Below are 12,835 nucleotides of genomic sequence, written 5' to 3' on the forward strand. Positions count from 1 at the left end.
GGGTCTGCAGGAGCCCAGAAAAACACCTTCCCCCGGATCGCGGTGGGAAGGTGCTCTCATTATTACCGTTAGTTAACGATTTTGGCTCAGTTTACCGGAGTTTTGCTGCCGTCTGAATGCCATTCGTACACCACAAACTCGAACGACTTCATGTCGCCGGCTTTGTCGTACTGAACAGTGCCGATGGGAGTCTCGAAGCTTCCGGCACGAAGGGCCTGGGCCACGTCGAACGGATCTTTGGAATCGGCGGCTTCAATGCCTTCCGCAATCAGCTGTACGGCGGCATAGGAGGTGAGTACGAAGGGGCCGGAGGGATCTTCACCTTTGGCGTCAAAGGCTGCGATCAGTTCCTGGTTTTCCTCTTTCTGGTCGAAGCTGGGGGGCAGGGTAACCAGCAGGCCTTCGGCGGCTTCGCCGGCGATGGTGTTGATGTCCTTGTTACCCACGCCCTCGGGGCCCATGAAGCGGGCATCCAGGCCAGCGGAGTCAGCCTGGCGCAGAATCAGACCCAGCTCCGGGTGGTAACCGCCGTAGTAGACGTAGTCCACATCAGCCTGTTTGAGTTTGGTTACCAGCGATGAGAAGTCCTTGTCGCCGGCCGTGATGCCTTCAAACATGGCAATTTCAACGCCGGCGTCTTTCAGGGTGTCACGAACCGCAGTCGCAATGCCTTCACCGTACTGCTGCTTGTCGTGAACAATAGCGACGCGCTCGGGATTCTGGGAAGCAATGTAGTTGGCTGCAACCGGGCCCTGCATGCTGTCGAGGCCGATGGTACGGAACACCAGTTCATAGCCACGCTCGGTGATTTCCGGGCTGGTAGAAGCCGGGGTCACCATCAGGATGCCTTCGTCTTCGTAGATGTCAGAAGCGGGCTGGGTGGAGCTGGAACACAGGTGACCGATAACGAAGCGTACGCCATCGTTGACCAGGCTGTTGGCAACGGTTACCGCCTGCTTCGGGTCACACACGTCGTCGTACTCGACGGCAACAAGTTCTTCACCCATGACACCGCCATTGGCGTTGATCTGTTCGATCGCCATGCGGGCACCGGAGAATTGCATGTCACCATACTGGGCAACGGGGCCAGTCATGGGTCCGGCGATACCGATCTGGATTTCAGCAGCGGCATGGCCGGCGCCCATCAGGGCTACGGAAGTGCTAACAGCAGTTACGAGTTTTTTTACTGAAGTTCTCATTGAGTCTGTCCTGTTTTATTTCAGGGTTATTCTTGTGTTCTCAGAGAGTTAAACAAGCACCACACCCCGCTGCTTGTCAACTGGATGAGTCTGGGGTTTGGTCCGGAACACGGGCCTGTCTGCAGAGGCAAATCCCGTGCCGCTCTGAGCGGTGTCACGCATCCGTGCTGTTTTCTTCATCCTGGTAGACCAGCTCGCGGAAGCTCTCATGTTCGCGCAGCTGATCAAAACTAACGTCTACGGAAGCATCGTCGCGGTATGCCTCGGAAATTTCAATAGCTTTCTTCAAGGTGCTTACTGCGTCCTCCCAGCGGCCGATTTCCGCATAGGCGCATGCCAGCTGATAGTGCGCGTGGCCATTATCCGGTGCAAGCTTCAGCGCGCGTTGGCAGAGACTGATGGCCCACAACGGTTCCTGCATTTCCAGGACAGCGTCGGCCTTGTAACTCAGAGCTTCCACATCATCCGGGCGAAGATCCAGAATCTGGTCGTAGGCGGAAATCTTGTTCTGCTGTGAGGTTTCCTGGCTGGCTTTCAGCCACAGGGAATGCACTTCGTTGGTGCGCTCGATCTCGGCCTGGTTCTGGTGAATGATGTCGGATTTCTGCTTGAGCTGGTCCTCGATGAACTCGAGCCGTTGCTCATACTCGATCACCAGCTCGTTGACCCGTTTTTCGGCCAGACTGGTCAGCTGATTGCGCATGTCCCGGATGGAGTTCCAGCCGATCACCACGAGAATGGAGGTGGCGCCGGCGATCAAGTAAAAGAAGTAGGTAACGGTATCGGTGGCATAGGACATGGTTTTGTCGGCAACGGACAGTTCCTTGTCTACCACCTTTTCGATCAGTTCTGCGCGGGTGTTCTGCATTTCTTTGCGCAACGCTTTGCTCTCTTCTAACAGGTAAAGCTCGATGAAAGGGGTATACATCGGCTTTTCCAGCGTCTTGATGCTCTCTCTCAGGTCTTCTGAGGTGAGTTCTCCCTCTGGCCCCAGTTTATCCTGGGCGAAGAGGGTACCGGCGAACGTCGTCATCAAAAGAAAAGGCAGGAAATACTTGATCATCGGGCGCATTCCGTCCGTCTGTCGTAAGTGGAACAAGTGGGAAACCTTAGCATAGTGGAAGGCCGAAGAAATGCCGGGAATCTCCCTGACTTGCAATCATGGGTGCAAAGACCTCTAATAGTTAGGGGTATAAAGAAATTCCCATGACCGAATCGGAGTATTGCTGTGAACAGTTATGAAGATGTACTGGTAGCTCTCAGGCGGGTTATCCGGGCGACGGACCTTCATTCGAAGCGTCTCAGCAAGCATGCCGGGCTCACGGGGCCCCAGCTGCTGATCATGAGAACGATTCGGGATCTGGGCGAGGTGACTATCGGCACCATTGCGGAAAAGGTCAGTCTCAGCCAGGCGACGGTAACCACCATCCTGGATCGCCTCGAGCATCGGAAACTGGTTTATCGGGTACGCAGCACCCAGGACAAACGTAAGGTTCACGCGCACCTGACCGAGGAAGGTGCAGATCTTCTGGCCCGGGCGCCCAATCCGTTGCAAGAGGATTTCATTCAGAAATTCCAGAGCCTGGCGGAGTGGGAGCAAACCATGATTCTGGCCTCGCTTCAGCGGGTGGCCAACATGATGGATGCCGATGATATTGATGCATCACCGGTGCTAACCGTTGGGTCGGTTCTGAAGGATGACGGGTGGAAGGAGAAAGCCTGACCTCAATGAGCCAGGCTTTCTCCTGCCATTAGTGCACCGAAGACCCTTTCCTCGGCTTATTGGCGAAGCACACCTGGAAAACATCGCTGTAATGCTTGGCAAAGTTCACCGCCAGGCCTTCCTTCAGGTACTGCGGCAGCTCCTCATAATCCCCCCGATTGGCTTCCGGCAGGATCAGGTTACTGATTTTCTGCCGACGCGCCGCAATGACCTTCTCTCGAATGCCGCCTACCGGCAGCACCTGTCCGGTCAGGGTGAGCTCTCCGGTCATGGCGATGTTTTGTTGTGGCGCCTCTCCGCGTGCGATCGACAGCAGGGCGGTGGCCATCGTGACACCGGCGCTGGGGCCGTCCTTGGGCGTGGCTCCCTCGGGTACGTGCAGGTGCACGAAGGATTTGTCGAAGAAAGTCGGCTCGCCCTTGAAGCGTCTGAGGTTGGATGACACATAACTGTAGGCGATCTCGGCGGACTCCTTCATCACATCCCCCAGCTGACCGGTCAGTTTGAAGCCGCGCTGAGAGCTATGGATTCTGGATGCCTCGATGCTCAGTGTGGCCCCGCCCATGGCGGTCCAGGCCAGTCCGGTGACAACGCCGGTGCCTTTGAGAGATTTCTCTTTCTTGAACGAGGGCTGTCCCAGGTAGCTCTGCAGATCCGAAACACCCACCTTCACAGGTTGGTCCGGGGTCTCCAGCAGCTTCACGATGCCCTTGCGAATCACCTTGTGCAGCAGCTTCTCCAGGCTTCGCACACCGGCTTCGCGGGCATAACCCTCAATAATCTGCTTGATAGCGGCGTCGGTAATGTTGAGCTGCTTTTTAAGCAGCCCGGCCCGTTTGAGCAGCCTCGGCAGCAGGAAGTGCTTGGCGATGGCCAGCTTTTCTTCCGCGATGTACCCGGATAGTCGAATCACGTCCATCCGGTCTAGCAGTGGCCGTGGAATCGTGTCGAGCTGGTTGGCGGTGCAGATGAACAGAACCTTGGACAGGTCCATGCGGACGTCCAGGTAGTGGTCCAGGAAGTCGCGATTCTGTTCCGGATCCAGTGTCTCCAGCAGGGCTGACGCGGGGTCGCCCTGGAAAGACGCTCCGATCTTGTCGATTTCATCCAGCATGATTACCGGGTTGGCTACCTTTGAATCTTTCAACGCCTGGACAAACTTGCCCGGCATGGCGCCGATGTAGGTGCGGCGGTGGCCTTTGATTTCAGCTTCATCGCGCATGCCGCCCACACTGAAACGGTAGAATTTCCGCTCCAGTGCGTCTGCCACGGAGTGACCGATGGAGGTCTTGCCAACACCTGGCGGGCCGACCAAAAGCAGAATGGAGCCGCTCACCTCGCCCTTGAAGGTACCTTCTGCCAGAAACTCGATGATGCGGTCTTTGACATCGTCCAGACCGTCGTGATCCCGGTCCAGAATCTGGCGGGCTTTCGCCAGGTCGAAGTGGTCTTCGGAATGGATGCCCCAGGGCACCTGCGTCAGCCAGTCCAGATAATTTCGGGTGACGCCGTATTCGGGTGAGCCCTGCTCCAGCACCTGCAATTTTTCGACTTCATCGTTGAAGCGCTCTTGTACGGCCTCGGGCGGGTTGAGTTCCGCCATCCGCTGCTGGAAGCGCTCGACATCGGCGGTCTTGTCGTCCTTGGCCATGCCCAGCTCGCGCTGGATCACCTTGAGTTGTTCCTTCAGGAAGAATTCGCGTTGGTGCTTCTGCACTTTCGCGTTCACCTCTTCGCTGATTTCTGACTGCAGCCGGGCAACTTCCTGCTCTTTGCGCATCAGCAGAAGAACCTTCTCCATGCGGCGGAGCAAGGGGACGGTGTCGAGCACATCCTGCAACTCTTTACCCGGAGCGCTGGTCATTGAGGCGCCGAAATCGGCCAGAGGTGAACTATCGTCCGGCCCGAATCGGGACAGGTATTGCTTTACCTCTTCACCGTAAAGTGGGTTGGTGCGCAGCAACTCCTTGATCGCGCTGATAATGGCGAGGGTGTAGGCCTTGAGTTCGTCGGCGTCTTCTTCCGGTTCTGTCGGATACTCAACTTCCACCAAATACGGTGGCTTACGACGCAGCCACTGGACAATCCGGAAACGTTGAAGCCCCTGGGCGATAAACTGGACCTTGCCACTGTCATTCTGGGCATGATGCACACGCACCGCGCAGCCAATGGTCTCCAGCTGCTCAGTGGCCGGGACGCCTTCTTCAGCGTCCGGTTCTTCCACAAAGCAGATGCCCATGACCTTGTGGTCAGTCTCACCGACCCTTTTCAGGGTTTCCTGCCACGGGTTCTGGTTTACCACTATCGGCTGAACCTGGGCCGGAAAGAAAGGCCGATTAGAAACCGGCAGCACATACATGCGCCGGGGCATCATCTGCTGGGGCAGGGCAAGGCTTTTGCTATGCTCGTCCTTGCCAATGTATTCGGTCACGTCCTCTTCGAATTCCTCAAAAGAATCGTTTTGCGTCTCGTCATTCATGCCGCGAGTGTCCATCCGGAAAGGTTGTGAATCGGCCCGGGACAGGCTGCGGAGTGATTGTCCCGGCGTGTTGCTTACTAGCTATGTAACGGCAGATACGGTGATTTCAAGGACTTGGGTTAGCGCGTTTGGCGCTTGAATTTCGGGGAGTTGGCCCCATGTTTCTGGCAACTCCGAACGAATCATTCGACTTTTCAGGTGCCTTGCATGAGCAACTCTCCCTACATCTTTGACGCCACCATGGAAAACTTTCAGCAGAAGGTGATGGAAGCCTCTGCAAGCACGCCCATCCTGGTGGATGTGTGGGCCGAGTGGTGTGCCCCCTGTAAACAGTTGATGCCCCTGCTGGAAAAACTGGCGGAGGACTACCAGGGTGCGTTTATGCTGGCCAAGGTGAACGCCGACGAGCAGGAACAGCTCACCTCCAGCCTTGGTGTGCGTAGCCTACCGACCGTAATCCTGGTCAAGAATGGCCAGGCCGTGGATGGCTTCAACGGTGCCCTGCCGGAAAGCGAAATCCGCAAGGTTCTGGACAAACACGTGGAAGCCCCCAAGGAAGATCCCTATGAAAAGGCGCATCGGATCTGGGAAGAAGGCGATGTGGAGGGAGCATTGGCTATCCTGTCCCAGATGAACCAGGAGGACCCGGAAAATCTCAAAGTCCTGATCGACCTGGCCCAGTTGAAGGCGGAAATGGGTGATCTGGAAACGGCCGAGCAGGTCCTTGAAAGTCTGCCTCCAGAAGAAAAAATGCAGCACCAGGCCAAACAGCTGGCAGCACGAATCAAGTTTCTGAAGCAGTCGGCCGAACTGCCTCCGATCAAGGATCTGGAAATGGCGCTGGAGCAGGACCCGAAGGATCCGAACGCACTGCACCAGTTGGCACTTCATCACGTATTACAGGAAAACAACGCCGAGGCCATGGACCTGCTGATCCGCCTGATGCAGGTGGACAGCAAGTACAAAGACGAAGTGGCCAAGACAACGCTGATCGAACTGTTCGACAAGCTGGGTAACAACAACCCGGACGTAAGGACCTATCGCCGGAAGCTCTATACCCTGATGCACTGATTGTTTGGCGCTGGCCAAATACAACATAGGTCGGGTGGAGCCATGGGCGAAACCCGACTGGTATTTCCGCAATGCTCAAACTCCCTCCCCAACCCGACAACTGCGAACTCTGTGAACGCCCGGTTGCGAAACTTACCAGGCACCACCTGATTCCCAAACACCTGCACCGCAAGAAGCGGTTCCAGAAACTGTTCACCAAGGACGATTTGATCACCCGAACGCTGTGGGTATGCCGTCCCTGCCATAACGCCATTCATAAGGCTCGCTCGGAATACGAGCTAGGGCTGCACTTCAATACCCGGGAAAAGCTTCTGGAACTGGAGGAGTTGCGAACGTTCGTGGAATGGTTGAGCGACAAGCCGGAAGGGTTTGTGCCGAAGAAATGAGTAGATTGGAGATGTTCTAGTCTATTTAATTCACAAACTCATATTTAAGATGATCTTTTATAATGTTTCACATTTGAAGGTCAGCATAAAAAGCCAATAAAAACAGTGCAGTGTGGAGTTTCTTCTCGTTTTGAGTGTTTTGTGAACGAAACCCTGCCTATCGAATGGTCTTTCCTTGGATTAGCCTCTTTGACGGTTTGCGACATTGCTGGATGTTAATTTTGTCGTAGCCAACCGTCAGAAAATAAAGATCTCAAGGAGAGACGCTTTGGATAAGTTCAAAAGGTTAGCGCTTGCTGTTGCAGTTTCCTCAGGCCTGGTTGTAACTGGTTGCGGCGGAGGCGGTTCATCGTCACCGTCAGCTGGCACCCCTCCTGGAGGTGATGCCTCTGTTGTATCTGGTTCTGCAGTTAAAGGTGTGATGAAAAATGCGGTTGTGACTGCTTACGAACTGGATGATTCCGGTGAGCGGTTGGATACGCCCGTTGGAACAACTACAACAGATAACGAAGGCCAATACCGTATTGAGCTAAACGATAACTACGAGGGTGGACTTGTAGAGATCGAGATCACCGTGAACTCTGAAACCCGTATGGTTTGCGATGCTTCAGCCTGTGGAACGAAAGGCTCCGATGTGACGTTGCCTGGTGATTTCAAACTCAATGCCATTGGCAAAGCCAGTGCACCTGGTAGCGCCGTGAGTGTTCCGGTGACCGCATGGTCAACCATGGCAGCAAAACGTGCAAAAACTCTTGTTGCCGGAGGAAAGAGTGTTGCCGATGCTGCGAGGCAGGCGAAAGCGGAAGTGAGTCAGGTGGCAGGCTTCGATATTGAAAATACCGTGGCTCGCGACGTGAATGACCTGACCGGTGCAAGCGCTGCTGAAGCACAGGCTGCAGTTATGAACGCAGCTGTTGCCGAACTGGTGTTTTCCGGAGGCGAGAATGTAGCGGCTACATTGGACAGCTTCTCTGATGCTCTCAATGATGGCTCAATCAACAGCGAAGATACATTTACAGCGGCAAGCCTGTCTTCAGCTGTGAAAACTGTTGTCGAGACAACGGACGGCCTGGATGACGAGACTCAGGAGTCCCTGAACAACCAGACTGCTCAGTTTGACGCTGCAGGGGACAACCTTGCTCCCAGCTATGACGAGGAACTGGATCTTGATGAGGGTGCCACGCAAGCGGACAAGGTTGCGGCCTTCCAGTCGTTTGTTTCCCAGTTCCGCAGCTGGGCCGGCTCTATCGATGAAACCGCTGCTGCCCTTCAGGACGAAACGTCCGCCGTTTCTGTTGCGCTGGATGCGGACGCAGAAACCGTCAGTGACGTATTCGCCCAGGCTGGCGTTACCGGCGATCTGGTAAGCAAGGTACTCGATGCCTTTTCTCAACAGTTGGCCGGTACCGAAGGACGGGCGGCTCTGCTGGACGCTCTGGAAAACGGCACGCCTTTCACAGCCCCGTTGAACTGGACGGATGAAGAAGATCCAACAGTGACTGGTACTATGGATGCCGAGCTGGTATTCGAAGACACAGAGTCCGGCCTCAAGGCTACGGCCACTGGCAGTGTTTCCCAGATCGGTGGAGAGACCCGCGAGTTTGACCTGGTTATTGGTACCAGCCTTTCTCAGAGCGATCTGGATCTAACCTACGATGCCGAGAAGGTTCTGTCACTGCTTGCACAAAACAATGTCAGTGTCAGCGGTACGGTCGGTGATGGCACCGGTTTTGATCGTGCAGCTCTGGATCTGGTTGCCAACCTGGAGCTTTCCGAATCGATTGCAGGCGAGGTGACGGCCGATGCGGTTCTGGAAAAATTCAGTGCCATTACTCTTAACGGTTCCGTTGCTCTTGCCAACCCCGAAGCAGCAAGTTTCGATGGCGAGATCTCTGTGAAAGCCGTAAATATGACTGGCTCGAGCTTCAGCGCTTTGGATGAGCCATTCTCTCCGGAGTCTTTCGCCCTGGCTGGGGACTTCACCGCGACGTCCGGACGCACTTTCAATCTTTCAACATCCTTGAACAGCAGCAGCGCTCAGCGCTTCAACCTTTTCACTTACCTTGATTACAACGACACAACTGCGGCGTTTGATTTTGAGGTGGATCGTGCCGAGGTGTCGCAGTTTGTTGAGTATGATGAAACTGCTCAGGATTTCTGGTTTGATATTTATTCATACGGCTCCTGTTATGACTTCGACTCGGGAACAGAAGTTTTCGGTGAGAGAGTGGCTAACTCTGGTTGGTATGACAGCGAGCTTGGCTTCTACGATTACAACTGCAATGTGCTCGATAGTGCCGAAAATGACGCCGTTGACCAGCTAATCCTCGGGAAACTCGAAACCGCCGTTGGCGCCACCGTTGCCGGTCAATCCAGTATCCAAAATGTTTGGGTTTCCGGAAGCAGTGCATCTGATCTTGCTGAAGTTAATGCGGACATTACTTTCCCTGATCTGGAAACCGCCGAAAACTTCGTCAACCTGTCGTTCAACATCGCTGCAGGCGTTTCTCTGGCTGATATGCCGAAAGCTACGGCCGTGGTTACACTGACACGTTCAACTCTGAACGGTGGCAGCGTGCTCGCAAACGTTAGCTGGGATGGTGGCAGCTACAGTCTGAAGGTCAGCACCGATGAGCTGAATGCTGAAAATCCGGAAGTCAGCCTGGCATTCTGGAACCCGCAAGGATTCCGTCTCGAGGCGGTTGGCTCAGAAACGGCCAGCGGTGTTCAGAGCCTGACAGGTAATGTCTTCGTTAACGGCGAAGACATTGGTGACGTAGAGCTACGAAACGGCGTTCCGGTCATCACCTATCCGAACGGCGAAGAAACCGTGTTCGAGACTTTGTTCTGATGAAAGCACCGGGTAACCGGAAAGAAAGGTGGGGCTTCGGCCCCGCCTTTTTTTTCGTTATAGCAAGTGTTTATGCCAATACAGCGCCGGCCGTGGAGATGTTCGGCAGGTTCGAGGCCCAACTGGTTAGCGAGCCGGAGCCAATCAAAACTACACTGAGCGATTGGGGCAGTGAATTCGATTCAGGTCGCCGCCAATGGGCGGTCAGTCAGGCGGAGGTTGGGTTCCGTGAGCGGGGAATCGAGATTTCGGTTTTCACCCGTGCGCTGGCGGATCTGAGGATGAATTCGGAGGCCGTGAGCTTTTACGGACAGATTGCCCGTAAGGAGCCGCTGAACGAGGGCGAACGGATTCCAGTGGCTCTGCGCGTTAACGGTTTTTCGGGGTCCGGGATCCGGTCTGGCTATCGACATAGCCAGGAATCCTGGACCATTTCCGGCGGCATTTCCGTGTTCAAAACCCGCCATTTGATGAGCGGCACCCTTGATGGGGAGTTTGTGGCGGCCGCCGAAAATGACTATGACTTCAGCGCAGACGTTGACTATGTCTACTACCGGGACGTGATCTTTGATCGGCCGGATGTAGAGAAAGCCAGTGGCATCGGCTGGGCTTTTGACATCGCCGCCAGTTGGCAGCCAATGAAAAAACTCAATCTGAATTTTCGAGCCGAGGATCTTTTCTCACGGATTCGTTGGAAGGACGCACCTTTCACTCAAGCTCAGGCAAATACCGACAACAAGTCCTTCGATGACGAAGGCTACGCTGTCTTTGCCCCAACGATATCTGGCACGGAAGGGTATCGGGATACTTTTTATCAGGATCTGGATCCCAGGTTTTATGGTACGGCCCAGTGGCAAGAGGGTGCTTGGCTCGCAGTCGTGCATGGCCAATATCAATTCGGCTATGGGCTCTACGGCGCCGGCTTCGGGCGAACGCTGGCCGGTGAAGCACGGATACTGGCCAGCTACTGGCCGGAGCTGGAATCGTTACGGTTGGAACTGACCAGGGGGAAATGGCAGGCTATGGTTTCTGCAGATGAGGTAACGTGGTCCAGCGTTCGCGCCATAAGTCTGGGGCTGTCTTACAATTATTGAGCTTCAGTACTCCAGATGGGCGCAGGCGCAGATCAGTTCCAGATAGCTGAAAGCGCGCCGTAGTGAGCGCCGCTGATGACCTCAGGGGAACCGTCCGGAAAGTTCCCGGACAACGTGCTCTGGTGTTCTATGTGCACAAGCCTGTCCCCCGAGCCATGAATGACCCTTACTGGCAGGTGTATGTCCTGGGGTGAAAAAGGCCATGATTGGGCTGTTAGAAACGAATCTCTGGCAAGCGCATTGGCTGCCGTTTTGGATCCCTGCTCCAGGGCGGCGCAAAGGTTCTGCGTAAAGCCCGGACGAACAGAGTTTGATAACAGGTAGTGCTCCTCCTGATCGCCTACTGCTCCTATGAGCGCCTCCAATAGCAAATCCACAGAACCGGTAATGACCTCCAGCTCTTTTGCAAGCGCATCGCGATCGTCCAGTGCCGCTCGCCAGGTGCTGGCGGTAAGTTCTGAGGCATAATCGAAGGGATTGTCCATCAGGGGAACCGCCGGCGTTGCTGCGATCACCAGCTCCTCGATTCGTTTACCCAGATCATGGGCGGCGGCCATGGCGAATACGCCGCCACCCGAGAACCCGGATAGCATGACGTCATCCAGTTCCAGATGGTCGGCCAGTTGCCTCAGATCATCCGAATGGTTTGAAAATCCATAACCGGGGCAGGGGCTGGACTGCCCATAACCCGGGCGATCCGGAACAATGACCCGCACCCCGGCGTGGAACAGAGCACTCTCCAGGTGAAGCAGTTCGTTACGGGATCCGGGAATTCCATGGCAGTGAATCCAGGTGCCATTTTCGCCGGTGCCGATGTCTGAAAAACTCAGATTACGGCCGTCTGGCAGTCGAAGATTCAGGTTTCTTGCAGCATCAGTCATTAGGGGATCTTAGCGTGTCGGCGCAAAGTAACAGTATTCGCTGCAGGCTGGCCTGACGGCGAACGCCGGTCTTGCGCATGATGGATTTGAGCTGTGTCCGGCCGGTGTGAGGAGAAATCTCAAGCACTGCGCTGGCCTCGTTGACATCGATGCCGGTTACCAGAAGATTTGCAAGCCGGTACTCCGCAGGTGTGAGGTGATACATCGTGGTCAGCCGATTCTCGTCCAATTCCGCTGGCCGAGTGGTGTCCAACAGAAAACATAGAATTTTGGGTGCCGGTGAGCGGGTTATGTGAAGACTGGTTCCGGCGGTGCAGGTTGGCACCATGAGCAGGCAGGCACCGGTTTGCCCAAGTTTTACGGTTTCCGTGAGCGAGCGATGCTCAGTCAAACGTCGCACCATGGCTCGCAGGGTTGCGGATGCGCCTGCGGCCAGCATTCGAAGACGGTTGTATTGGACTTTCAGACCAAAGCTGTTGGTGGCGAAGGCCTCTTCCGCGCTGGCGTTCAGCCATTGCACCCGTAATTCGCTGTCCATGTACCAGACTCCGAACGGTAATCGGTCCAGGGCATGCCTGGCGACAGAGAGCGCATCGTTCAGGTCGGCCATCATGCGCGATAGCTTCACGACTCGCCGAAGATGGGGGCTGAAGAGCTCCAGCAGTTTGAGTTCGTCGTTACTGAAGGGGCCCTTTTGTTTCGGTCGGTGAATGCCTATATGCATTGCCTGACCGTTCTGGCGTTCGAATTGAGTGCCCAACGCATAAAAGTTGCCGTTGGGCCGAAACACGGATTGGTAGTGGACGGAACGTTCAAACGCCCGGTCTTCGATAACCGCGGTACTCTCTAGCGCCTTGCCGACGGGTAACGCCGCCAATGCATCCCTGAAGGGATCACACTCAACGCCCTCGGCTTCGTATATTCGATTGATTTCCTGTCGGAAACCGGTGGTATAGGATTGGTGTATTACCGGATTGTCCAGGTCGCTCAGACGTATGGTGGCGGTTTCTCCACGGAACAGAACCATAAGCTTGGCAAGGAACTCCGGCCACTGGTCCGGGGCGGTCGCTCGCTCATACAGATCATCCAGCAAGTGAGGGACTTCAGACCCCGGATCCTTCAAACCAATCGCTCCCTGTTGCTTTTTTGTA

The 12,835-nt window shown here is 55.2% G+C and carries 10 protein-coding genes; 5 read left to right on the forward strand and 5 right to left on the reverse strand.

The features are described 5' to 3' along the window. Positions 1–86 precede the first annotated feature (86 nt). Together AC13E3_RS07010 and AC13E3_RS07015 are read right to left on the reverse strand one after the other, a co-directional pair. Positions 87–1,199 (reverse strand): branched-chain amino acid ABC transporter substrate-binding protein, encoded by a 1,113-nt coding sequence (locus AC13E3_RS07010; RefSeq protein WP_482901853.1) that lies wholly within the window; start codon positions 1,197–1,199, stop codon positions 87–89. 154 nt (positions 1,200–1,353) lie between these two features. Then, positions 1,354–2,262: a TPR end-of-group domain-containing protein gene (locus AC13E3_RS07015; protein WP_008171560.1), complete on the reverse strand. Its 909-nt coding sequence runs from the start codon at positions 2,260–2,262 to the stop codon at positions 1,354–1,356. A gap of 165 nt (positions 2,263–2,427) precedes the next feature. On the opposite strand from AC13E3_RS07015, the gene AC13E3_RS07020 reads away from it, so the two are divergent. Then, positions 2,428–2,922 carry a MarR family winged helix-turn-helix transcriptional regulator gene (locus AC13E3_RS07020; protein ID WP_008171562.1) on the forward strand — a complete coding sequence of 165 codons (495 nt, stop codon included), beginning with the start codon at positions 2,428–2,430 and terminating at the stop codon, positions 2,920–2,922. A gap of 28 nt (positions 2,923–2,950) precedes the next feature. Here AC13E3_RS07020 and lon read toward each other — a convergent pair whose 3' ends face one another. Next, positions 2,951–5,401, reverse strand: coding sequence for an endopeptidase La (gene lon, locus AC13E3_RS07025; protein ID WP_482901854.1), 2,451 nt, complete (start codon positions 5,399–5,401; stop codon positions 2,951–2,953). A gap of 207 nt (positions 5,402–5,608) precedes the next feature. Between lon and trxA the strand changes: the two genes are divergently transcribed. From trxA to AC13E3_RS07045, 4 genes are all read left to right on the forward strand, one after another. Beyond that, complete coding sequence (gene trxA, locus AC13E3_RS07030) at positions 5,609–6,472, forward strand: thioredoxin (protein WP_008169221.1); 864 nt, start codon at positions 5,609–5,611, stop codon at positions 6,470–6,472. A gap of 71 nt (positions 6,473–6,543) precedes the next feature. Beyond that, on the forward strand, positions 6,544–6,858 hold the full coding sequence (locus AC13E3_RS07035; protein ID WP_008169223.1) for a hypothetical protein: 315 nt from the start codon (positions 6,544–6,546) through the stop codon (positions 6,856–6,858). A gap of 421 nt (positions 6,859–7,279) precedes the next feature. Next, on the forward strand, positions 7,280–9,709 hold the full coding sequence (locus AC13E3_RS07040) for an AsmA family protein (RefSeq protein ID WP_008169226.1): 2,430 nt from the start codon (positions 7,280–7,282) through the stop codon (positions 9,707–9,709). 98 nt (positions 9,710–9,807) lie between these two features. Beyond that, the gene (locus AC13E3_RS07045) at positions 9,808–10,803 is read left to right on the forward strand and encodes a hypothetical protein (RefSeq protein ID WP_139043628.1); all 996 of its coding nucleotides are present in this window, start codon (positions 9,808–9,810) and stop codon (positions 10,801–10,803) included. A gap of 32 nt (positions 10,804–10,835) precedes the next feature. Here the strand turns inward: AC13E3_RS07045 and AC13E3_RS07050 are convergent, their stop codons facing one another. Both AC13E3_RS07050 and AC13E3_RS07055 read right to left on the reverse strand, forming a co-directional pair. After that, a complete protein-coding gene (locus AC13E3_RS07050) occupies positions 10,836–11,684 on the reverse strand; it encodes an alpha/beta fold hydrolase (RefSeq protein WP_008169230.1) in 849 nt (282 codons plus the stop codon). Beyond that, positions 11,677–12,807 carry a helix-turn-helix transcriptional regulator gene (locus AC13E3_RS07055; protein ID WP_139043632.1) on the reverse strand — a complete coding sequence of 377 codons (1,131 nt, stop codon included), beginning with the start codon at positions 12,805–12,807 and terminating at the stop codon, positions 11,677–11,679. Before AC13E3_RS07055 ends, AC13E3_RS07050 begins: the two co-directional genes overlap by 8 nt. Positions 12,808–12,835 lie beyond the last annotated feature (28 nt).

This window comes from Marinobacter sp. L-80 (assembly GCF_056859395.1).

What these genes read in the sequence shown, in the direction of transcription:
- AC13E3_RS07010 (WP_482901853.1), bottom strand. Translation starts at nt 1,199, where the DNA reads ATGAGAACTTCAGTAAAAAAACTCGTAACTGCTGTTAGCACTTCCGTA.
- AC13E3_RS07015 (WP_008171560.1), bottom strand. Translation starts at nt 2,262, where the DNA reads ATGATCAAGTATTTCCTGCCTTTTCTTTTGATGACGACGTTCGCCGGT.
- lon (WP_482901854.1), bottom strand. Translation starts at nt 5,401, where the DNA reads ATGAATGACGAGACGCAAAACGATTCTTTTGAGGAATTCGAAGAGGAC.
- trxA (WP_008169221.1), top strand. Translation starts at nt 5,609, where the DNA reads ATGAGCAACTCTCCCTACATCTTTGACGCCACCATGGAAAACTTTCAG.
- AC13E3_RS07035 (WP_008169223.1), top strand. Translation starts at nt 6,544, where the DNA reads ATGCTCAAACTCCCTCCCCAACCCGACAACTGCGAACTCTGTGAACGC.
- AC13E3_RS07040 (WP_008169226.1), top strand. Translation starts at nt 7,280, where the DNA reads ATGAAAAATGCGGTTGTGACTGCTTACGAACTGGATGATTCCGGTGAG.
- AC13E3_RS07045 (WP_139043628.1), top strand. Translation starts at nt 9,808, where the DNA reads ATGTTCGGCAGGTTCGAGGCCCAACTGGTTAGCGAGCCGGAGCCAATC.
- AC13E3_RS07050 (WP_008169230.1), bottom strand. Translation starts at nt 11,684, where the DNA reads ATGACTGATGCTGCAAGAAACCTGAATCTTCGACTGCCAGACGGCCGT.